Below are 23,602 nucleotides of genomic sequence, written 5' to 3' on the forward strand. Positions count from 1 at the left end.
TATTCTGATTTTACAAGCTAATTCATCATTTGTTTTATTGCTAAAAACAAAATAATCTAATAATCAAATCGTTTGAAGGCTTCGATCGCTTCGTATTCTGCTAATCCAAGATCATCGTATAATTTGGCAGTATCTTTATTTCTGTCCTCAGCACGTACCCAGAATTCTCTTGAGTCATTACCTTGGAACATTACTCGATCTTTTTGAGATTGATGGAATAAAATGGCCTGACGTTTTAACAACACTTCATCTGGACTTAGTGGCACAGCCATGTCGATTTCGTGTAGGTCCCATTCGTGCCAAGCACCTCGATACAACCACAACCAACATTCTTTCATGTATGGCTTAGCTTTTAATTGCTTCATCGCAGCAAAAATGGCATTCAAACACACTTCATGTGTTCCGTGTGGATCGGCTAAATCTCCTGCTGCAAATACTTGATGTGGTTTAATTTTAGCAATAATGTCTGCTACAATTTCAATATCTTCTGTTCCAAGTGGGTTTTTCTTCACCTGACCTGTTTCGTAAAATGGTAAATCTAAAAAGTGAACGTTTTCATCTTTTAATCCAATGTAACGAACAGCAGCATACGATTCTCTTCTTCGGATTAATCCTTTTAATTTGCGTACTTCAAGGGAATCAATTTGATTGTCATTCTTGTTTTTCAAGAAATCAATCACCGCTTGAAAATTGATCTTACTACTATCTTCGCCAACAAAATCATTGCATACTTCGGCAAATTTTAAAGCTTCGTCATCTGTAACAGCAATATTTCCTGAGGTTTGATATACTACGTGTACATCGTGTCCTTGCTTGATCAATTTAGCAAAAGTTCCTCCCATAGAAATCACATCATCATCAGGATGAGGGCTAAATAAAATCACACGTTTTTTAGCAGGATTAGCGCGCTCTGGTCGATTGGTATCGTCAGCATTAGGTTTTCCGCCTGGCCATCCGGTGATTGTATGTTGCAACACATTGAACATGTTGATATTCAAATCGTAGGATGATCCTTCTTGCGCTAGCAAATCAGACATTCCATTATTGTTGTAATCTCTGTCAGTAAGTTTTAAGATAGATTGTTTAGTTTCTTGACACAACCATACAATGGCTTTGCTTTTTAATTCTTGTGTCCATAAACATTCCCCTACCAACCAAGGTGTTTCAAAACGAGTCAGTGCCGAAGCAGCAGACTGATCTAAAACAAAAGTAGCATTTGAATGGTTTTGCAAGAAAGTAGCTGGCACTTCTGAGCTGATATCACCTTGGATGGTTCTTTTGATAATATCGGCTTTGTTTTGTCCCCAAGCCAACAATACAATACGTTTGGAACGCATGATTGTTGAAACTCCCATTGTAACAGCACGTTTAGGCACATTATTGATTCCATTAAAATCTGACGAGGCATCTACTCTAGTGATATGATCCAAAGTAATGATGCGAGTTCCTGAATTGATATGTGAGCCCGGCTCATTGAAACCAACGTGTCCCGTACGACCAATTCCTAACAATTGAAAATCAAGGCCACCTGCGTTTTTTATGTTCATTTCGTAATCAATACAATATTGATTTAACTCCTCAATGGCTACCGTTCCATCAGGTACGTGAACATTGTCTGGATGAATATCAATATGATTGAATAAATGTTGGTGCATAAAGAAATGATAACTTTGCTTGTTTTCCTTATTCATAGGATAGTACTCATCCAAATTGAAAGTGATTACGTTTTTAAAGCTTAACCCTTCCTCTTTGTGCATACGAACCAATTCTTCGTAGACTTTGATAGGCGATGATCCAGTGGCCAATCCTAACACACAATTCTCATTGCTTTCTTGTTTTGAGCGAATCAAATCGGCCATTTCTTGAGCTACTATTTTTGAAGCTTCCACTGAATTTTTAAAAATTTCATTGTGAATTTTTTCAAATCGTGTTTCTTCGAATGCTCCTGGGGTATTATAAATAATTGTTGAGGTTGTTTTCATTTTATCTTCATCATTTAATGGTAGTTGTTGTAACAAAATTAAATAAAAAAAGAAAAACAATACGTTATTTTGCATTTTAATTTTAATAAAAATAAAAATAACGCATAATAATGCATTAAATATAATACTAAAAATATCTGTTATAAGATATTAATTCCTGTTTTTTTGTATTCTGATAACCTATAATCTTCAGGATCTAATTCTGTGACTATAGTGCTTAAATGATTTAAGTCGCACACAACATGAGGCATTTTAGTATCCAGCTTATTAGAAGAAAACATTGAAACAACTTGCTTTGAAGCTCCAATCATCGCTTTTTTAACTAAGGTCACCTCGTAATCTACTTCTGTCAACCCTAGTTCTAAATTAACACTGCACGCACCTATAAAACAAATATCTGCTTTAAGTCTTGATAACACCTGTATCACATCCATCCCAATAGTTACCATTGCATTTTTTTGCATTTTTCCGCCAATAAATATTAGATCAATATTTGGATGTTGCGAAAGTTGCATAGCAATTCTTAAACTATAGGTGTAAATAGTCGCCTTTAACTCGGCAGGAATCAATCTAGCAAAAACTAAATTAGTGCTTCCCCCACTCATTATTATTACTTGACCATCATGCAATAGAGATAAAGCCTTGCTTACTATTTTTATCTTTTGCTCTTCAGAAGTAATCACAATATCAAAAACATCAACAGGAGCATCAGTAATTAAAACAGCACCTCCGTAGACTTTGTTTAGTTTTTTTTTAGCGTGCAATTCATTTAAATCCCTTCTTATAGTATCCTCAGAAGTATTCAAAAGCAAAGCAAGATCCAAAGTCAGTACTTTTTGCTCTTTATCAATTTTTTCCAGTATGTACTTTTGTCTTTCAATTTTCAACATCTCTTTTATAATTTAAATCACAAATAACTCACAAATACACTAACTATTAAGATAATGTGTAAACAAATACATTCTTCGCACCCTACAAACATAAATAAAAAAAAATAACAAATTGCATTATTGTGCATTTTTATGATTTATTTAAATAAAATTTGACTCAAATTTACATTTATATGCAATAATTAAATATATTTGTAGTATAACCAAAATTGACCATCATGAAAAAAAAGTATTTAATTTTATTGCTGTTTTTTTGGGGAATACTAAGTAGTTATTCTCAAGAGTTTACAGTAAAAGGTAAAGTTTTAGATATTGACAAAACCCCTTTATCAGGAGTCAATATTGTTAATAAATCTAACAAGAAAAACACTTCAACAGAACCAAATGGAACTTACGCAATAAAAGCTTCAAAAGGAGACGTGCTAGAATTTACATTTATAGGTTATGGCACGAAGAGTCTTAATGTATTGAGCAGCACACTCGATGTATTGCTTACAGAAACCTCACAAAATCTAAAGGAAATCGTTGTAATTGGATCTCTTGGACGAAAACTAAACAAAAAAGCACTTGGTTATTCCGTTCAAGAAGTAAAAGGACAAGAACTTGCAGACACACAAAGACCCAACTTTGCTAACGCATTACAAGGAAGAGTTGCCGGTTTAACTGTTACTTCTACTTCTGGAGCTCCAGGAGCCTCTGCGGCTATCCAATTAAGAGGAGTAAATTCCCTAAGTGGTAACAATTCTCCCTTGTACATTGTAGATGGTTTACCTATTAATAATGAAACTCTTAGTCAAGGGTTATTAATATCTGATCAATCTAATAGAAATCAAGATTTCACCAACAGAGGAGCGGACATCAACCCTGAAGATATTGAGTCTTTGACGATACTTAAAGGCCCAGAGGCAGCAGCTCTATATGGCATTCAAGCAGGTAATGGGGCCATTGTTATTACAACCAAAAAAGGAAGAAAAGGAAAAGGAAGAATCACCTATTCGAACAACACCCGTTTTGACCAGGTGTATCGATTTCCAGAGATTCAACAAGTCTATCAAAGAGGTATCAACGGAGTCTCAAATATAGATTATCGTAGACAATTTGGAGCTCCATTTGCAGAGGGAACAAATTTCTATAATAATATTGATAATTTCTTCAAAACAGGAGTATCTACCACACAGAATATCTCTTTTGAGGCCGGAAGCGAAATAGGTTCCTATCGTGTTTCATTGAGTAATTTAGATCAAGAAGGAGTAACACCTAATACAGCATTTAACCGTTTAAACGTTGCTATAAATGGCTCTGCTATTCTTTCTCCAAAGTTAAAATCCGAAGGAACCTTTAGTTTTACAAAATCTAGCAATCAAAAAGCCTCAAAAGGTGGTGGAGGTTCTCTAGCTGCATTAGCTAACTCTGGCTACGTGTTAACCTTATTGGGTTGGCCACAAACAGATGATGTACGTAACTACTTGAATGCAGATGGATCTAGAAGAAAAATTTCAACTGGTATTTCGGATACCGAAACTGATAATCCATTTTGGGATGTAAATAAAAACGTAGCCGAAGATTTCAACAATCGTTTTATTTCTAACGTAGGATTAGTGTACGATCCAACTAGTTGGTTGAATTTGACAGCTCGTATAGGATGGGACGTAAACTCTGCACAAGGATATAGAGCTATTCATCCAGAATCAGCAGCGGGTATTACCACTCAGGGTTTTATCGAAACCTACTACAATTCTACTAGTAATTTAAACACTACTTTTTTAGCCTCTGTAAAAAAATCTTTTGGAAAATTCAATTCCAAAATACTATTAGGTAATGCGGTTAATGATAACTATTTCCGTATACTCTCTACCAGCGGAAATAAATTTTTTGATCCTAACTTCAATTCTATCAACAATACAGATGCCACTACTCAACGATCTCAAGAAAGAATTGTTCAAAGTAGACAAATTGGTTTCTTTACAGAGATGGCGTTTGATTATGATAATATAGCATTTTTAACACTTACTGGTCGAAAAGACTGGACTTCTGTATTGCCAGATCCCTTTTTCTACCCTTCTGTTGCTACGAGTTTCATGTTTAGCAACTTGCCCTTTTTAAAAGAAAACAAAGTGCTTTCTTATGGTAAATTAAGAGCTTCGTATGCAGAAGCCGCCAATATCCCCTCGCCTTACTCTGCAGTAGCTGTATACCAACCTCAATTGACAACGGATGGTGGATATGCGTACGGTGTAACGGGTGCAAATCCGAACCTAAAACCTGAATTTAGAAAGTCTTTTGAATTTGGAACTGAATTAAAGTTTTTCCAAGACAGATTAGGCCTTGATGTAGCTGTTTACAGTACCAAAACTATCGACCCTATTCTAAGAAACATGCGTTTAAGCTATGGTACAGGCTTTGTGGTAACATCTGCCAACTTTGGGGATTTGAAAAATGAAGGACTGGAAATTACATTAAATGCGACTCCCATAAAAACCAAAGATTTTTCTTGGAATCTCAATGTAAACTTTAACAAAACCGATTCTGAGCTACTTAACTTACCTCCAAGCGTAACAGAATACTATGTATCTGACACTTGGTTGTATGCCAATGCAAGAGCAGGTCAAAAAGTAGGTTCGCCGCTTACTTCCATAACCTCTCATAGCTACCTAAGAAATAATGCTGGACAAGTTTTAATAGATGCTAATGGATTCCCTATTCGAAATTCGAATTTTGAAATTACTGGCGATAGAAACCCTGATTTTGTGGTAGGTTTCCAAAACACATTTAATTACAAAAACTTCTCCCTATCCTTACTATTAGATATTCGAAAAGGTGGTGATATTTTTAATGGCACCGAAATGTTTATGTACCAAAATGGAATATCAAAAAACACTTTAGATAGAGAACAACCAAGAGTAATTGAGGGAGTACTTAGAGATGGTTTAGAAAACACAGCCACACCTACTAAAAACACCATTCAAGTCACTCCGTACTTTCAAAATGAATATTACAGAACTGCCGCCATTGAGACTGATTTTATTGAAAAAGATATCAATTGGTTAAGAATGCGTGACATCACTTTAAACTATCGAATGAGTGCAGAGTCCTTAAAAAACACTCCTATTCAAAACTTTTCAATATTTCTTACTGTTACCGATGCTTTTATGATTACCAATTATACTGGAGCCGACCCAGCAGTTAATGGTCTTAATGCCTCTACTGGAGGTGCTGGTGGAGCAGGATTTGATTTTGGAGTACTATCCACTCCTAGAGGATTTAACATTGGAATGAAAGTTGGATTTTAAAAAAAAAACTATGAAAAATTTAAAAAAATATATCGCTGCCCTCGCCATTACTTCGGCCATCGTATCTTGTGATGATTTACAAGATTTAAATGTAAATCCGAGTTTTCCGGTAGATGTTTCTACTCAAGCTCTTCTTCCTCCTATTGAACAGCAAATGGCAGTGGGTTTACAATTTGACAATCGTTTTTTAGGAAGGTATGTACAGAATTTTAGTAATGTTACTGTAGGTAATGAGTGGGACTTAATGGGGTACACCAGAAATAGTGATTCCGGAGGAGAAATTTGGAAAATGGCCTACTTTTCTCTCGGCTTGAATGTTACCAACCTAGAAAAAAAAGCCACTGCTGAACAAAGACATGATATCACTGGAATTTCAAAAGTGATTCGTGCTTGGTCCTGGCAAGTAGCCACTGATTATCATTCAGAGTTAATAGATTTTGATCAAGTTTTTACCCCACGACTATCCTATGATTACGTTGGTCAAGATAAAGTGTATGCTGAAGTTTTACGTCTCATCGAGTCAGGTGTGGCTGATTTGCAACGCACAGATGGAGTGGTTTCTGCAGCCTATACTGGTGTTGGGGATAAAATGTACAAAGGAGATCGATCCAAATGGACTAAGTTTGCATGGGGAGTTGTCGCTCGAAACTTAAACAACCAAATTAACAAGTCAACTTATAATCCTGACAAAGTAATTGAGGCTTGTGATAAATCACTAGCTTCTAACGCAGATAATGCATTGATTAGTTATAATGGAACCATTAGCTCGGACTCCAACTTCAACGGTCCAGGGAGAAATAATTATCAAAACTTTAGACAAACTGATTTTGTGGTACGTTTAATGAACGGTTCTGTTTTTACAGGAGCTATTGATCCGCGTATGTCAAGAGTTTTGGCACCCTCGATTGGAAATTCAGAAACCGCACCAGCTTCTCCAGCTAATCCGGATCCCTCAAAATACACCTTCGTAGGTAACCCGCTAAACACTACAGCTTCTTCGGTTGCAGGACCGAGTAGAATTCCAAATTTATACGGAACATTTGTAGCTGGAACAGTTACAACACCTGGACGATACTTATTTAGAGATAAGGCTCAATTTCCATTAATGACGTATGCTGAAATTCAATTCATAAAAGCAGAAGCCGCTTTTATCAAAGGAAACAAAACAATAGCATTAGACGCCTACAAAAAAGGAATTCAAGCCAGTATCGATTTTGTAAATGCTAATACTGTTGTGAGTACAACTTACCCTATAACTTCTTTAATCACTGCAGCTGAAGCTACCGCTTTCATGAATAACACTAATGTGGTACCATCAGAATCCAATTTGACTATGAGTCATATTATTCTTCAAAAGTATATTTCTTTATTTGGTTTTGGACAATTAGAAGCTTGGACCGATATGCGTAAGTACAAATACGATACTAATATTTACAAAACCATGACTTTTCCAACCACCTTGTTTTTGGACAACAATGGAAAATTACCATACCGAGTTAGACCTCGTTTCAACTCTGAATATGTGTGGAATTTTGCGACCATTCAAAGCATTGGCGCAGATAAACTCGATTATCACACTTTTGAAATGTGGTTTATGAAACCCTAATTAACCCATTAAACCAATTATTATGAAAAATATATTTAAAAAAATAAAAAGTACTTTTCTGCCCTTATTGGGCGTATTACTTGTAACTTCTTGTGGTGAAGAAAATGATTTTAACCCTTATGAAAGTTTTGACATAGAAAATAAAGCTAAAGTAAAATTCATTCATACTGCCATTGGCGATGCAGGTGTAAATGCTCAATTAAATTTCTTTTTAGGAACTGAAAAAGTTTCAGGATTTATTATATCAAGTGGACTACCATTAGGAACTGGTTTTGGAAGTACTTTCCCTATTGAAAACTATTCTAATATCTCCTCAGGTGAGCAAGTTTTAAAAGGCATCAGTCCAAAAATTGCCGCAACCGCAACGCTGCCCGAAAAACCTGAAGTGGAACGTTTTTCCGAGGCATTCAAAACAGAAAGCGGAAAATATTATTCTATTTTCATCATTGGTTCAGATCCAAAAGTAGCTCCCGTAACTTACACTACTCATAAAATCAATGATGATTTGAGTACTGTAAATTTAGATAAAACCAAAGCGTATATCCGATTTATTAATCTAATTCCAAATTCACCAGTAGCTGGATATGATTTAGGATTAATTAAAACTACATCAATTCCAGGAGGGACGCCAGTAGTTACTAAAGAAGTTACCACATACAAAGGAATTACTTTTAAAGGAGGAAAAGAGACATTTATTGCTATTGAACCACAAGAGGCAATAGACAACCGAGGGTATCAAATCCAACTGCGCGTTTCAGGAGCCGCAATAAACACTCCTGGACTAGCAGCTCCTGCACTAGTTGCTAATCAAGCCAATTCTGGAACTGGAATTTTTATTCCAAGAGCGGGAAGAATGTATACCATTTTTTGCAGAGGATATTCTGGAGGTGTTCCGACTGCTACAGCCAATATACCTACCATTTCTTTTTACACCAATTTTTAATTCAAAATATAACCATTTTAGTAAAATCTAAAGTGGTTATATTTTTTTCTAGTTGCTTACTTAAATGAAAGCAAGAAAATTTTTCATGCAAAAAAATAATCATGTAGAGGTAAAAACTCAAAATAATCAATGAAAAATCATGAAAAAAACATATTTATTAATTGCTCTAAGTTTTGTTTGCCATTTTTCTTTAATTGCTCAATGCTACATTAATTCTGAATTCAATAAAAATAATCCCAAACGAGAACTTAGAGGTGTTTTTGTTGCCTCAGTTTACAACTTAAACTGGCCTTCTAATAAAAAATCAACTCCTGATGAACAAAAAGCAGAGCTAATCACACTACTGGATAATTTAAAAACAAACGGCTATAATAGTGTGTTTTTCCAAGTACGATCTGAATGTGATGCATTGTATAACTCTAACCTAGAGCCTTGGTCACAATGGTTAACAGGAACTCAGGGAGTTGCTCCCTCACCCATTTGGGATCCACTTACTTTTGCAGTTGAGGAGGCGCACAAAAGAGGGCTTGATTTACACGCATGGCTAAATCCTTATAGAGCTCAAACTTCTGACGTTGTTACTTATCCAAAAGCATCCAATCATGTCATGAATGTCAATCCTTCTTGGATAATTGACCCTGTTTATAGCCCTGTAGACCGTGAACTCCATTTGCGAATTCTAGATCCAGGACTTCCAGCCGTTACCAATTTCATTACGACTGTTGTTCAAGATATAGATAGCCGATACGATGTTGATGGTATTCATTTTGACGATTATTTCTATCCTAATGTAGGCATGTTAGCCGCACCAAACAATCAAGACGCAGCAACATTTTTAACCAATAATCCAGACGGATTATCTTTGGCGGATTGGCGAAGAAGTAATGTTAACAAAATGATTGCCAAAGTATATGATGCCATTCAAACCATCAATAACATTCAAAATAAAAATATCGTTTTTGGAGTAAGTCCCTTTGGTATATGGAAAGCAGGGACACCAACAGGAATTAGTGGAAACTCTTCATTTGACGCCTTGTATTGTGACCCAATTGCTTGGCTAAACGCAGAAAAAGTGGATTATCTAGCACCACAATTGTATTGGAAAATCATTGGAAGTCAAGACTACAATGCACTCTCCAAATGGTGGAATGATCAAGTAAAGAATAAAAACAAACAACTATACATTAGCCAAGCTTATTACAAAATGTATGATTCGAACGCTTGGAGTGCTACAGAAATACAAAATCAGATCAATCAAAATAGAGTCCAAACCATGGAAGCTACTTTTGGGCAAATTGCTTATAACTATACGAATATAAAATCCGATCCAAAAAGTTTAAATGCCGCCCTAAATGCAACACAATATAAATACAAATCCTTTGCTCCTCCCATTGTAGGAAAGGATGGAATCTGTCCTAATCCCCCTCTAAACCTAAGATTTGAATCTACAAAATTAAAATGGGATACGCCAGCTGTAGCCTCTGATGGAGATCTTCCGATAAAATATGTGGTCTATGCTTTTAATTCCTCTGCTGAAGCCATTACCAATAAAGACGATGGTGCTAAAATTTTAGATATTATTGTTGGAAATGAAATTCAGCTTACACAAAATCTAATTGACACTAAGCATTTTGTAGTAACTGCTTTGGATAAAAACAATAATGAAGCTGGCAATTTTAACACCACATTAGCCAGTCCTTCTCAAAATTTTGTGTCCGAATTAAAGATTTATCCTAATCCATTTCAAAATACCCTAACAATTGAAAATAGCACTACGGCATCTGCAATAGCAAAAGTTATCTTTTACACTATTCTTGGTCAAGAGATTATCACTAAAACTGTAAATGAAAGTGTTTCACCTATTGAAATCGATACTAAATATTTTTCAAACGGCATGCATTTCATCAAAATAATCTTCGAAAATGGTAAAAGTGAAAGTCATATACTCTTAAAAAACTAATAAAAATAACGCATGAAAGCTCTATTCATAAAACATATACATTTGGCCCTAGCCTTATCCATGAGCTATATTGGATTTTCTAATTCAATCGTGAACAAAAAAATGCCTCAAGCTCATTTCAATACCCGATCCATAGAGACGGGAGCTGATAATTCTATGGCATATCTTCCATTATTAAAGGGAAAAAAAATAGGACTTCTTACCAATCAGACAGGCGTCCTATCTAACCAAAAACACTTGGTAGATTTTTTACTTGAAAAAGCCATTTCCATACACACCATTTTTGCTCCCGAACATGGTTTTCGAGGGACAGCAGATGCAGGAGAACATGTAAAAGACGGGAAAGATGCCAAAACTGGAATTCAAATTGTTTCTTTGTATGGAAAAAATGTAAAACCTTCAAAGGAACAACTTCAAGGGATTGAGATCATGGTTTTTGATTTACAAGATGTGGGGGCTCGCTTTTATACCTATATTTCTTCCTTGCATTATTTGATGGAGGCTTGTGCTGAGCAATCGATTCCATTAGTTGTTTTAGATCGTCCCAACCCAAACGGTGGTGTAATCGATGGGCCTATTTTAGAGAAAAACTACAGCAGTTTTGTTGGAGTGCATCCCATACCCATGCTACACGGCATGACCATCGGAGAATACGCACAAATGATTAATGGTGAAAAATGGTTGAAAAATGGTATACAATGTCAACTCACAATAATACCTTGTCTTAACTATAATCACCAAGCGAAGTATGTATTACCAGTAAAACCCTCTCCAAATTTACCCAATCAACAAGCGATACATTTGTATGCTAGTTTATGTTTGTTCGAAGGAACAAATGTAAGCGTAGGGAGAGGAACTGAAAAACAATTTCAAATATACGGATCTCCATTTCTAAAGACCACGTCATTTAGCTTCATGCCAAGACCAAATTTTGGTGCAAAAACACCAATGCACAACGGTGTACTTTGTTATGGTGAAGACCTTTCTTTGGTGCCAAGACCAAAAGGAATTGAACTCAAATGGTTACTAAAAGCATATAAGAAAACGAAGGACAAAAGTAAATTTTTCAATGATTTTTTCACTAAACTAGCTGGAACACCACAATTAAAGTTTCAAATTGAGAAAGGAGCATCTGTTGCTACAATTCGTAAATCATGGAAACATGGCTTGGATGATTTTCAAAAGATTCGTCAAAAATACTTATTATATTAATCCTTTAAATGAATACTCTAAACATGGAAACTGAACAAGATTCATTATATACTAATTTAGAAAAGATGAGTACCTCAGAATTACTCACAAACATTAATAATGAAGATAAAAAAATAGCAAAAATTGTAGAGAAGCAAATACCAAAAATAGAAAAACTTATTGATCAAATTGTTTTAAAAATGAGAGATGGCGGTCGTTTATTTTATATAGGTGCAGGAACATCAGGGCGTATTGGTATTTTGGATGCTTCAGAATGTCCTCCTACTTTTGGAGTGCCACAAAATATGATTATTGGTATTATTGCAGGTGGAGATACCGCTATACGAAAAGCGGTAGAAAACGCTGAAGATGATAGTGAACAAGCTTGGCATGACTTATCAAAATATAATATTTCTGAAGCAGATGTAGTTATTGGTATTGCTGCCTCGGGTAATACCCCTTATGTAATTGGTGGTTTAAAAAAAGCCAAAGAACACAATATTCTTACTGGAGGTATTTCATGTACCAAAAATAATTTAATCTCTCAAAACGTAGACTATCCCATTGAATTAGTGGTAGGACCGGAGTTTCTTACTGGAAGCACTCGTATGAAAGCAGGTACCTCTCAAAAATTAGTTTTAAATATGATTTCTACTTCGGTCATGATTCAATTAGGAAGAGTTAAGGGAAATAAAATGATTGATATGCAACTTTCAAATAAAAAATTAGTAAAAAGAGGCATTGATATGATCGTTTCAGAGTTAGACATTGATGACGCACTTGCCCAAGAGCTACTACTAAAACACAAAAGCGTAAGAGCGGCCCTTCATGCCTACAAAAATCAATAAATAGCCATAATCCTTAAACAAAAGATATGACACCAAGTGGTATTCTCCTTTTAATAATCATCTATTTCGGCACGCTTTTTATCATTTCAAATCGAGTAAGTAAAAACGACAATGGTAATGCAGCATTTTTTTCAGCAAATAAAAATTCAAAATGGTACTTAGTCGCTTTTGGATTGATAGGTACGGCCTTATCTGGGGTTACATTTATTTCTGTGCCTGGCGAAGTGGGCTCACCTTCTGGAGAACAATTTAAGTATTTTCAATTTGTATTGGGTAATATGCTTGGTTTTTTAGTGATTGCTAAAATACTATTGCCCTTGTACTATCGAATGAACTTAACTTCTATCTATAGCTATATTGAACAAAGAATGGGCTTTTATAGCTACAAAACTGCCGCTTCCATTTTTTTAATTAGTAGAACAATCAGCTCTGCTTTTCGATTGTACTTAGTAATCATCGTTTTGCAGCGCTATGTATTTGATTTTTATCAAATTCCCTTTGCCGTTACGGTTTTGATTTCGTTATTATTAATTTTTTCCTATACCTACCGAAGTGGTTTAAAAACCATCATTATTACTGATACACTTCAAACTTTTTTCTTAGTAACCTCTGTTTTTTTAACCATTTATTTCATTTGTGACAGTCTTGATTTTGGTCCTATCCAAGCTTTTAATGAAGTCAAAAACAGCAATTATTCCAAAATATTTTTCTTTGATGATTTCTTAGGAGGCAAATTTCATTTCATCAAACAAATTATTGGTGGTATGTTTGTAACTATAGCAATGACAGGGCTTGATCAGGATTTAATGCAAAAGAATTTGAGTTGTAAAAATATTAAAGAAGCACAAAAAAATATTTATACGTTTACAGTCTTGTTTGTAATTATCAATATCTTCTTTTTAAGTGTAGGTGCTTTGCTTTATTTGTATGCCGAAAAATATGGAATAGCGGTTCCTCTTGATGCCATTACTCAAAAACCTAGAACAGATTTATTGTTCCCAGAAATTGCCCTTAATCATCTATCAACGATTCCTGCGATTGTATTTTTGCTAGGAATTATAGCGGCTACTTTCGCAACAACCGATTCGGCTTTAACAGCACTAACTACTTCTTTTTGTATCGATTTTCTAGAAATGGACAAAAAGGAAGAGGGCGAACAAAAAAAGGCGATTAAAAAAAGACATATAGTTCATCTAAGTTTCTCATTACTGATTTTCATTGTTATCTTATTTTTTAATGCTATCAATGATAGTTCCGTTGTAGCAATGATTTTTAAAGTTGCTTCCTATACGTACGGACCTTTATTGGGGTTATATGCCTTTGGTCTTTTTCAAAAAAACAAAGTTGTAAAAGACCGTTGGGTTCCCTATTTGTGTGTAATTTCACCTATATTTACATATCTGATTAGTGAGAATAGTTTTTATCTTTTAGGTGGTTATGTTTTTGATAATGAGTTAATTGTGGTAAATGGATTATTGACTTATCTTGGACTTTATGCCATTAGTACAAGAACAACTGAAACGATACGATTTTAAATAAACTAAAATTTCAAATGTAACCATGATGAAATTGTAAAAAAAACACAAACCCAAAATTACCTTACCATGAACAAAGAACGATTACTTTCTCTTGATATATTTAGAGGATTTACCATTTTATTAATGACTATTGTCAACAATCCCGGGAGTTGGAGTGCGATTTATCCTCCATTAGCACATGCGGAATGGCATGGTTGCACCCCAACCGATTTAGTTTTTCCTTTTTTCATCTTCATTATGGGAACTGCGGTACCATTTGCAATACCTGAAAAAATATGGAACGTCACCGTTTTACAAAAAATAGCCATACGCTCAGCACGTATTTTTTGTTTGGGATTGTTTTTAAATTTTTTCAGCACCATTGAAGTTTTCGGTTTAGAAGGGACTTCCGTTTTGATAGCACGAATTGTAATTACTTTACTTGTTGCTTATGCCTTGCTTGGTAATTTTTCAACCAATGTAAAAGCGGGATTGGCTTTTGGACTTTTGGGCTTGATGCTTATTTTGGCCTTTAGCGGCATTGAAGCCTATAGCGAGGTTCGTATTCCCGGTGTATTGCAACGTATAGGAATCATTTATTTTATTGTGGCTATCTTGTATATCAAATCAAATTACAAACTACAGCTAATCATTGCTGGCCTTTTATTAGTAGCATATTGGGCTATAATGACTTTAATTCCTGTTCCTGGAATAGGTCCTGCTAATTTAGACAAAGGCACAAATTTAGCAGCATGGCTTGATAACATCTTACTCAATGGTCATTTATGGGGAGCCTCAAAAACATGGGATCCGGAAGGTATTTTGAGTACCATTCCAGCCATTGCTACAGGTATAATAGGTATGTTGATTGGACAACTTTTTCATCTTCCCATTTCAAAAACGGCTATTGTAAAAAGAGTAGCGCTATATGGTTTGGGTTTACTTGCTTTAGGACTAGTTTGGAATAGTGTCTTTCCAATAAACAAATCGCTTTGGACCAGCTCATATGTCTTGTACACTGCAGGAATTGCATCGTTATGTCTAATTGCGCTCTATTACATTATTGATGTCGCCAACTACTCCAAATGGACTAAGGTTTTCTTGTTTTGGGGTGTAAATCCTATGATTGTATTTTTCTTTTCAGGAATTATTCCTAGAGTCCTAAGTGGTATCCAAATTCAAAACCCTAACCTACCCACCGAAACCCTTTCGGTACAAACCTATCTGTACGATTTTATAATAAGCCCTAGCTTTGAAAACCCCATGAATGCCTCATTAGGGTATGCCTTGAGCTACGCTGCTTTTTGGTGTGTGATTCTATGGATTTTATTTAAAAAGAAACTCATTTTTAAAGTTTAATAAGTAGTATATCCTTTTAAATTACAATGATGCTGTCCGGGCAGGCTATCCACTACAAGTCCGCAGTCTTCAATCGATACAACATACCCCCAAAAGGAGCTTCTTTTAGTCGCTCTTTTGGGGGTTGTTGTACTACGATTTCAGCCTTTACGGGCTTTTCGTTCCTATCCTTGACAGAATTGCAATACATCTAATTGCAATATCATTAAACCCAGATTCCGCATTAGAAATCTACTACAACTAAATTACTTCACCATATTTATATTTTTTAGCGGAGTTCAGTGAATGAATTTCTTCTTCAAAACCAAGAACTTACTCCTATTTTTAAATTCAAAATACAAAAGTATTAGCTCATTGGTTTATATTTTATATAGGTATTCACTGAACGTTGTTTCCTTCTTCAAAATAGTCCGTGAGCTCTTCCTTTTATTGAATAATTCAGTTTCGCTACGAAGTCTAATGCGGATTCTGGGTTAAACCCTCATGGTAATCAAGAAATTTAAGATCTAGGTTTTGGTAAATTTCTGTCGTACATCACTATACTTCCAGCCACAGAGACATTCAAACTCTTTTGTGATTTAAATTTTATTAAATGATGACATTGCTGCATGGCTTTTTTAGACAAACCATGATCTTCGGCTCCTAGCAAATACACGCAACGTCTTGGATGCTCAAAAGTTTCCAAATCACAAGCATTTTCATCTAATTCCACCCCTACCAATCGTGCACCTTTAGGTAAATTATCATAAAAATCTTCAAAATTTTCATAGTGAAAATAAGGAATGGCTTTTACTGCGTCATGCGTGTCACAAGCTTGTTTGGCATATCGATTGCCAATTGTAAATATAAAAGTAGCGCCTAAGTTTTGTGCTGTTCGCCATAAAACCCCTAAATTTTCGGGTGTTTTACCATTTTGTATCCCAATCCCAAAATATTCATTTATAAAGTTATCATTCATACTTGCAAAAATACAAACTCAGTCGTAACAATTCCAGAATTTCTTTGAGCAAATTTATCCTACCACCGCTTCATTACTAGCCTAATCGAATTCTATAAAAAGAAAAAAAGAATTGAATTCAATGATTATCCCTATTTTTGCCGCTTTAAAATAAATTCTAATGAAAAAACAAATTCTATTCCTTGTTATCACTCTTTTTGTTATCACTTCTCAAAGCTTTGCCTGGGGTAAAAAAGGACATGCCTTAGTGGCCGAAATTGCCTTTACTTATTTGGATCCAGCTGTACAAAAGATAGTAACAAAATACCTTGACGGGCGTTCCATACAAGATGCAGCGAATTGGATGGATGAACTTCGAGACGATCACTCCTACGATTATTTAAAACCGTATCATTACGTAAATTTTGATCAAGGTGTAAAAGTAGTGAGCCACGAAGGCGACAATATCATTTTCCGATTGACCCAAACCATACAGGAATTGAAAAACTACAAAGACCTCTCTGATGAAGCGGTAAAAATGAAAATCTGTATTATTTTTCACTTAGTGGGCGATTTACATCAACCTTTACATGTAGGTTTTGGCACGGATAAAGGAGGTAATACCAAACAAATTAACTACAACGGAAAAGGCACCAATTTGCATTCTTTTTTTGATAGCGGCATCATTAATGCTAGAAACATTTCACTAAGTGATTGCTTGGCGCTTAACACTTATTCAAAACACCAAATCAAACGTTTAGGCAAAATCAATACCGTAAAATGGGCCAAAGAATCTCGTAGCCACATGCCGACTATTTATGATTATAAAAATAATATCATAACCGAAACGTACGTGGACACTCAAGCACCCATCATAAAAAAACAACTTTTGCATGCTGGTTTACGACTTTCTGCTGTACTAACAGAAGTATTTGGTTCGTAAAAACATTCAAAGAAACCAGACCAATAAGCAGCAATTAGCCTGTGTTTTTTGTAATTTAAGTAGAGGAAGAGAATCGATTAATGCACCATTGTCTAGATTAGCTTCACTCAAAAAAACAAATTAGTTCTCATTTGCTAAAATTTCTTTATTTTTTTGAATTCTAGCTTTAGGTAAATGCAATCAGTAGGAGTTTAGATTGGGTTTAAGTTATGTATTTCACCTTTTTTAATGAGTCATTATTGAAATTTATTTATTTAATTTGCCAGAGATAAAAACTAATTTTTGAAAAAAAAGGTATTGGATGTAGATGTACATAATAGTAGTGAAATCTATATAAAGAAACTGTTCAATGAGCATTATAGGTCACTTGTTCAATATTCAAATCGTTTTCTTAGTATTGAAGAAGGGGAAGATTTGGTTCAGGATGTTTTTATAAATCTTTGGGAAAAACAAACTACATTCCCAGACGAACTCCATTTGAAATTGTATCTGTATAAAGCTGTTCGTAACAAATGTTATAATGTTATCAAACATAATTTGGTAAAAAATAAATATGCAACTACGGCTATTCAATCTTTGGAAGATGATGACTTGTTTTTGAAGCATGTACTTGAAGAAGATATAGTGAGTCAGCTTTATAAAGCGATTGAAGGTTTGCCTGATAGAAAAAAAGAAATTATAAAACTAAGTCTTAAAGGTCTTAAAAACACTGAAATTGCTGTAGAATTAGGAATACAACTTCAAACAGTTAAAACGTTAAAAAGCCAATCTTATAAAATATTAAGAGAGCAATTTCAAGATCTAGAGGCTATAATTTATTTTTTATTGGTTTAATTTTTTTTCGCTCCATTTTTACAATCAAAATGAATTTACTTTATAATCACTTCATTGTGAAGGGATTCTGGTTTTTTTACTACTTGGTAGTTCCGCCATAATTATATATGAATTTTCGTTTTAAAATATTTATAAAAAAAATATAATTTTTTGATAGTACCTTTTTAACTGTCAGTTGTTCTATAATAAATGAACAATAGAATGATAGATATTTTTCAAATTTCCCGATTACTTATCAAAAGAAAACTAAAAGTCTTAACCCATTCTGAGGAATTGGAATTGAAAGCTTTTAGAAGAAAAAATCCTTTTGTAAAAGAGGTTAAAATCAAAAAATTAGTAGATCGAATGGATAAGTATTCTGCTATGGATACTGAAAAAGCATGGGAAGCAGTAGAAGCTAAATATCATGAAAAAAACAATAAACCAGTTTTTGCAATAAGTAAAAAACCTTGGTTACGTTATGTCGCTGCCGCTGTATTGGTTGGTTTGTTTATTACAACTTTACGTTTCAAAGATACACTATTCCATACATCCGAGGCTAAGCCTGAAGTTGTTGTAAAAAACATTCAAAAAAGTAATTATGGAACGGATAAGGCAACTTTAACATTGGCTGATGGTTCTGAAATTGAATTAAAAAAAGGGAGTTTATTACAAACTCAAAATGCAAACAGTAATGGTGAAGAAATCATTTATGCGGCTAATAAGCAAAAATCATCTAAACTAGTTTATAATCATATTACCATTCCAAGAGGGGGACAATTTGTTATAAAACTCTCCGATGGCACTAAAGTTTGGTTGAATTCTGAATCTCAATTAAAATTTCCTGTAGCATTTATTGAAGGAGCACCTAGAGAAGTTGAGTTGGTTTATGGAGAAGCTTATTTTGAAGTATCACCTAGTACAGCTCATAAGGGCTCACATTTTCAGGTTTATAATCGAAAGCAGAAAATTGATGTGGTAGGAACTGAGTTCAATATCAAGGCGTATGCTGATGAGTCCAATATTTATACTACGCTAGTAAATGGAAAAGTGAATGTTGAAACACAAAGCAAGAAAGTAAGTTTAATCCCTAATCAACAACTCAATCTGGATCTTAAAAATAACACTTCAATCATTAAAATAGTAGACACTTATAATGAAATATCCTGGAAAGATGGGGTCTTTAGTTTTAAAGGGAAGCCACTAAAAGAAATTATGAAGGTAATATCAAGATGGTATGATGTTGATGTGATTTTTGCAACTAAAAAACTCGAAACAGTTCATTTTAAAGGAAGTCTTGATAAAAAGCAATCGCTAGAAGAAATACTTTCAATCATGAAATCAACTACAATTGATGGCTATGAAATTAAAGAGAAGACAATAATAATTAAATAGCAGTAATCCTTAGAAAACACATTTTTTTTAATAAAAATTTCAATCGATATAGTGGCTAAAATCAATGTTTATCGTACTTGTCTTTAAGATTGTCCTATTATTTCTGTGAAAACAAATTGAATTGAAATAGCATAAAAAATGAATACATCACTTATAAATACATACCAACAAATTAATACCAAAAAATATCATTGCCTATGAAATGAAATGAAATGAAATAAAAAAAGAAGGATAGAGTTTAACCGACCAAAGTATCAACTCTACCCCCTTATTAGATCACTATTTAATTAAAAAGTTTAACTAAACAATAATGACAAATTTATGAAAATTAATTATACGGATGCCCATTTTTGCTATAGAAAGTGGCTATTAATGAATATTATGCGAACATTCATATTCTTATTTTGTACCACCCTTTTTGCCCTAAACCCAGAAAATGTTTTGTCACAACATTCAAAAATTGAGATAAAAGAAAACAAAAAAGTGACGATAGATGAAGTTTTTGATTTAATTATGGATCAAACAGATTATAAATTCTTTTATGAAGAAGGTATTTTTGAAGGACTTCCTAAGGTACAATTAAAAAAAGGCAGTATTAAAACAAACGACCTTTTAAAACAAAGTCTCGTAAATGCCAATATTGATATTAGTATTGGACATAATAATACGGTTATTATTAAAGAAAAACCCAAAAGTACCACTCTTGTTTTACAAAAAATAAAGATAACAGGAAAAGTGACCGATGTTGCTGGAATCCCAATTCCAGGAGCTAATGTAACGGAAAAGGGAACTAAAAATAGCACGCATACCGATTTTGATGGGAAATTTTCGATAGAAGTAGCAAATAATGAGGCTAAAGTAGTCATTAGCTATATTGGAATGATTACTCAAGAATTACCAGTTAGTACAACATTTATGAATGTGCGCTTACAGGTAACTACTACAGAGCTTAATAATATTGTGGTAACAGCCTTAGGTATAAAAAGAGAGAAAAAAGCTTTAGGTTATGCTTCACAAGAATTAAAAGGAACCGACTTATCTGCTGGAGCTGCAAGTGGTAACTTTCTTAACGATCTTTCCGGAAAAGCAGCTGGGGTGTACATTAGAAAAAACACCAATTTTGGAGGTTCTACCAATATCGTTTCAAGAGGGATTAAGAATCTTACTGGAAACAACCAAATGCTTATTGTAATTGATGGTATGCCAATTAACAATTCAACGGTAAATTCAAGTACTGCAGGTCAAGGTTCTAGAAATACCTATGATTATGGTAACGCCGCCATGGATATTAATCCTGATGATATTGAGTCTATCAACGTATTAAAAGGTGCTGCCGCTGCTGCTTTATATGGCTGGCAAGCTGGTAACGGTGTGATTATGATTAGTACTAAAAAAGGAAAAGCAGGTAAAGGTATTGGAGTTACCGTATCGAGTGAATTTAGTGTTAATTCTGTTGATAAAAACACTTTCCCGGTGTATCAAAATAAATATGGTCAAGGATATGGACCTAGTTATGATGCGGCTGGGAATCCGAAGGGTATTCCAGTAGGTCCAACGGGAGCTTTTTTTACAATTGATAAAAACGGAAATCAAGTAGTTACCACAACTGATGATGCTTCTTATGGGGTAGCATTTGATCCAAATCTTTCGGTTTTTACTTGGGAATCGTATGTTCCATATTCTTCGAAATACGGCCAAAAATCAGCTTGGCAAGCCGCTAAAAATGGACCGATTAGTTTTTTCCAAACGGCCACTACGTTTAATAATTCCATTTCTTTGGAAGATGCTAATGACAAATCGAATTTTGTTTTGAATTATAATAATTATAAAGAAACAGGTATTTTACCCAATAGTGAATTGAAGAAAAACAACGCGAGTATAAAGCTGAACCATAAATTTACTGATAAATTCTCAACAAGTGTCTTTGCAAACTTCATGACGCAAAATACAATTGGTAGAAATAGTTCTGGTTATACTGGAGATAATATAGCAGGTTGGTTTCGCCAATGGTGGGCCACTAATATTGACCTTCAGTCATTAAAAGACGTTTATAGAAATTCTGGAGGTAAAAATATATCTTCTTTTATGGCAGACCCAGCAAATGGAAACACAGCGCCTAAAACGATGGACAATCCTTATTTTAACAGATACAATAATTATCAATCGGATAGAAGAAACCGTTTTATTGGTTACGGACAGCTGGATTATAAAATAACCGATTGGTTGTCTGCTTCAGGAAAAGCAAGTATTGATAGTTATTCTGAATTACGTGAAGAACGAAAAGCAACAGGATCTATTAATGGCTCATTCGGGATCAGTAGAGCAGCTGTTCCTTCTGGATATCAAAAATATGTTGGGACATTCTCTGAACAAAACTATCAGTTTATTTTAACGTTCAAGAAAAAATTTGGCGAAGACCTTTCTCTTAATGCTTTGGCAGGGGCTAATACATTAAGAACCAAGAGTAATTCAACACTTGCTTCAACAGATGGAGGACTTATTATTCCAGGTATTTATGCCTTGTCTAATTCCATAAGTCCTTCTCCGTTTCCGTTAGAAACAGAAAATAATTCGGCCGTAAATAGTGCTTATACCTCGGTTTCTTTAGGATATAAAGATTTCTTGTACTTAGAAGGAACAGTTCGTAATGATGCCTTTTCTACGTTGCCAAAAGGGAATAATGCTTTAAATACATTCTCTACTTCTGCGAGTTATGTTTTTACAAAACACCTTAACTTAGATTGGTTGTCTTTTGGAAAAATAAGAGGAAGTTATGCTGAAAACCCTCAAGGAAGTATTGATTTATACTCGTTGACGGATGTTTATGATAAAAACAATCCTTTTGGTTCCAATCAAATCTATTCTAAACCCAATAGAAGCAGTAATCCTGATTTACGACCAGTAAAAACAGTCTCAGAAGAGCTTGGATTAGAAATGCAGTTTTTGAACAAACGAGTTGGGTTTGATGTTAGTATTTATAAAAGTTTGAGTAAAGATCAGATATTTCCAGTAGATTATTCTACAGCAACAGGTATCTCATCAAGATATGTTAACGCAGGTTCGGTTGAAAATAAAGGAGTCGAAGTACAATTGAATATCACTCCAATACAAACAAAAGATTTTAGCTGGGATGTTTTTGTCAACTGGTCTAAAAATAAAAACACCTTAGTATCATTGGCGCCAGGAATTGAAACTCTTTCTATAGGTGGATTTCAAGGAATAGGTATCGTGGCAAAAGTTGGTAATCCTTACGGTGATATTGTGGGTAAAGACTATGTTTATGCTGCAGATGGTCAAAAAATCACCAAGAATGGACTTTATGTAATGACCACTACTACCAATAATGTCATCGGAAACATTACTCCTGATTGGATCGGGGGACTTCGTAATAAATTTACATACAAACAAGTATCATTTGGTTTCTTAATAGATGTGCAACATGGTGGAGATATTTATTCTTTAGATCAAGCATACGGACAGCATACAGGCTTGTACGAATCTACTGCTGGGTATAATGAATTAGGAAATCCAGTGAGAAATACACTAGCGAATGGTGGAGGTTTAATTTTGCCTGGTGTAAATGAAGATGGTACACCAAATACCACTAGAACACCACGTCCAGAAGTCGCTGGTAGTATTTATGGCTATAAAGCCAATCCTGAAAAAGCCTATATATATGATGCCAGTTATATTAAACTAAGAGAGGTAAACCTTACTTATGCATTTCCATCAAAGTTTGTAGCCAAAATGGAGTTGACAGATTTAAGAATATCTCTAATAGGGTCGAATTTGTGGATAATTGATAAAAATCTTCCTGATGCAGATCCAGAAAGTGGGGTTAGTGCTGGTAACTTATCATCAGGTTATTCAGGAGGTTCACTTCCTTCGACAAGAAACATTGGTTTTAATCTAACTTTAAAATTTTAAT

General features: G+C 34.4%; 15 protein-coding genes. 12 read left to right on the forward strand and 3 right to left on the reverse strand.

The annotated features are described in order from the left end of the window. Nucleotides 1–56: 56 nt before the first annotated feature. Entirely contained in the window at nt 57–1,982 is a 1,926-nt protein-coding gene (gene nagB / locus BXU11_RS07750; RefSeq protein WP_078212157.1) for a glucosamine-6-phosphate deaminase, read from the reverse strand. 140 nt (nt 1,983–2,122) lie between these two features. Further along, complete coding sequence (locus tag BXU11_RS07755; RefSeq protein WP_024981611.1) at nt 2,123–2,872, reverse strand: DeoR/GlpR family DNA-binding transcription regulator; 750 nt, start codon at nt 2,870–2,872, stop codon at nt 2,123–2,125. A gap of 218 nt (nt 2,873–3,090) precedes the next feature. Between BXU11_RS07755 and BXU11_RS07760 the strand changes: the two genes are divergently transcribed. The 8 genes from BXU11_RS07760 to BXU11_RS07795 all read left to right on the forward strand — a co-directional run bounded on the left by BXU11_RS07760 (nt 3,091) and on the right by BXU11_RS07795 (nt 15,586). Further along, complete coding sequence (locus BXU11_RS07760; protein WP_078211772.1) at nt 3,091–6,162, forward strand: SusC/RagA family TonB-linked outer membrane protein; 3,072 nt, start codon at nt 3,091–3,093, stop codon at nt 6,160–6,162. A 10-nt stretch (nt 6,163–6,172) separates the two neighbouring features. Further along, nucleotides 6,173–7,768 carry a SusD/RagB family nutrient-binding outer membrane lipoprotein gene (locus tag BXU11_RS07765; RefSeq protein ID WP_139363457.1) on the forward strand — a complete coding sequence of 532 codons (1,596 nt, stop codon included), beginning with the start codon at nt 6,173–6,175 and terminating at the stop codon, nt 7,766–7,768. Between the two features lie 22 nt (nt 7,769–7,790). Then, on the forward strand, nt 7,791–8,711 hold the full coding sequence (locus tag BXU11_RS07770; protein WP_078211776.1) for a DUF4397 domain-containing protein: 921 nt from the start codon (nt 7,791–7,793) through the stop codon (nt 8,709–8,711). A 139-nt stretch (nt 8,712–8,850) separates the two neighbouring features. After that, complete coding sequence (locus tag BXU11_RS07775) at nt 8,851–10,671, forward strand: family 10 glycosylhydrolase (RefSeq protein ID WP_078211778.1); 1,821 nt, start codon at nt 8,851–8,853, stop codon at nt 10,669–10,671. A gap of 12 nt (nt 10,672–10,683) precedes the next feature. Continuing rightward, on the forward strand, nt 10,684–11,883 hold the full coding sequence (locus tag BXU11_RS07780; protein WP_078211780.1) for an exo-beta-N-acetylmuramidase NamZ domain-containing protein: 1,200 nt from the start codon (nt 10,684–10,686) through the stop codon (nt 11,881–11,883). 8 nt (nt 11,884–11,891) lie between these two features. Next, the gene (gene murQ / locus BXU11_RS07785) at nt 11,892–12,710 is read left to right on the forward strand and encodes an N-acetylmuramic acid 6-phosphate etherase (RefSeq protein WP_078211782.1); all 819 of its coding nucleotides are present in this window, start codon (nt 11,892–11,894) and stop codon (nt 12,708–12,710) included. A gap of 26 nt (nt 12,711–12,736) precedes the next feature. Continuing rightward, on the forward strand, nt 12,737–14,245 hold the full coding sequence (locus tag BXU11_RS07790) for a sodium:solute symporter (protein WP_078211784.1): 1,509 nt from the start codon (nt 12,737–12,739) through the stop codon (nt 14,243–14,245). Nucleotides 14,246–14,314: 69 nt separating this feature from the next. After that, nucleotides 14,315–15,586 carry an acyltransferase family protein gene (locus BXU11_RS07795; RefSeq protein WP_078211786.1) on the forward strand — a complete coding sequence of 424 codons (1,272 nt, stop codon included), beginning with the start codon at nt 14,315–14,317 and terminating at the stop codon, nt 15,584–15,586. 499 nt (nt 15,587–16,085) lie between these two features. On the opposite strand, the gene BXU11_RS07800 is transcribed toward BXU11_RS07795, so the two are convergent. Beyond that, nucleotides 16,086–16,544, reverse strand: a complete 459-nt coding sequence (locus BXU11_RS07800; RefSeq protein WP_024981620.1) for an RNA methyltransferase — start codon at nt 16,542–16,544, stop codon at nt 16,086–16,088. 160 nt (nt 16,545–16,704) lie between these two features. On the opposite strand from BXU11_RS07800, the gene BXU11_RS07805 reads away from it, so the two are divergent. From BXU11_RS07805 to BXU11_RS07820, 4 genes are all read left to right on the forward strand, one after another. Further along, nucleotides 16,705–17,466, forward strand: coding sequence for a S1/P1 nuclease (locus tag BXU11_RS07805; RefSeq protein WP_078211788.1), 762 nt, complete (start codon nt 16,705–16,707; stop codon nt 17,464–17,466). 282 nt (nt 17,467–17,748) lie between these two features. Continuing rightward, nucleotides 17,749–18,300, forward strand: a complete 552-nt coding sequence (locus tag BXU11_RS07810) for a sigma-70 family RNA polymerase sigma factor (protein ID WP_051536678.1) — start codon at nt 17,749–17,751, stop codon at nt 18,298–18,300. Nucleotides 18,301–18,501: 201 nt separating this feature from the next. Then, nucleotides 18,502–19,674 (forward strand): FecR family protein, encoded by a 1,173-nt coding sequence (locus BXU11_RS07815; protein WP_189318514.1) that lies wholly within the window; start codon nt 18,502–18,504, stop codon nt 19,672–19,674. 321 nt (nt 19,675–19,995) lie between these two features. Beyond that, complete coding sequence (locus BXU11_RS07820; protein ID WP_078211793.1) at nt 19,996–23,601, forward strand: SusC/RagA family TonB-linked outer membrane protein; 3,606 nt, start codon at nt 19,996–19,998, stop codon at nt 23,599–23,601. The last annotated feature ends 1 nt before the right edge of the window (nt 23,602 follow it).

It is taken from the genome of Flavobacterium sp. LM5 (assembly GCF_002017945.1).
Taxonomy (GTDB): Bacteria; Bacteroidota; Bacteroidia; order Flavobacteriales; family Flavobacteriaceae; genus Flavobacterium; species Flavobacterium succinicans.

Bases quoted from the DNA above. Each gene is read 5' to 3' on its own strand.
- BXU11_RS07795 (WP_078211786.1), top strand. From the start codon at position 14,315: ATGAACAAAGAACGATTACTTTCTCTTGATATATTTAGAGGATTTACC.
- BXU11_RS07775 (WP_078211778.1), top strand. From the start codon at position 8,851: ATGAAAAAAACATATTTATTAATTGCTCTAAGTTTTGTTTGCCATTTT.
- nagB (WP_078212157.1), bottom strand. From the start codon at position 1,982: ATGAAAACAACCTCAACAATTATTTATAATACCCCAGGAGCATTCGAA.
- BXU11_RS07800 (WP_024981620.1), bottom strand. From the start codon at position 16,544: ATGAATGATAACTTTATAAATGAATATTTTGGGATTGGGATACAAAAT.
- BXU11_RS07770 (WP_078211776.1), top strand. From the start codon at position 7,791: ATGAAAAATATATTTAAAAAAATAAAAAGTACTTTTCTGCCCTTATTG.
- murQ (WP_078211782.1), top strand. From the start codon at position 11,892: ATGAATACTCTAAACATGGAAACTGAACAAGATTCATTATATACTAAT.
- BXU11_RS07790 (WP_078211784.1), top strand. From the start codon at position 12,737: ATGACACCAAGTGGTATTCTCCTTTTAATAATCATCTATTTCGGCACG.
- BXU11_RS07815 (WP_189318514.1), top strand. From the start codon at position 18,502: ATGATAGATATTTTTCAAATTTCCCGATTACTTATCAAAAGAAAACTA.
- BXU11_RS07805 (WP_078211788.1), top strand. From the start codon at position 16,705: ATGAAAAAACAAATTCTATTCCTTGTTATCACTCTTTTTGTTATCACT.
- BXU11_RS07760 (WP_078211772.1), top strand. From the start codon at position 3,091: ATGAAAAAAAAGTATTTAATTTTATTGCTGTTTTTTTGGGGAATACTA.
- BXU11_RS07780 (WP_078211780.1), top strand. From the start codon at position 10,684: ATGAAAGCTCTATTCATAAAACATATACATTTGGCCCTAGCCTTATCC.
- BXU11_RS07820 (WP_078211793.1), top strand. From the start codon at position 19,996: ATGAAAATTAATTATACGGATGCCCATTTTTGCTATAGAAAGTGGCTA.
- BXU11_RS07765 (WP_139363457.1), top strand. From the start codon at position 6,173: ATGAAAAATTTAAAAAAATATATCGCTGCCCTCGCCATTACTTCGGCC.
- BXU11_RS07755 (WP_024981611.1), bottom strand. From the start codon at position 2,872: ATGTTGAAAATTGAAAGACAAAAGTACATACTGGAAAAAATTGATAAA.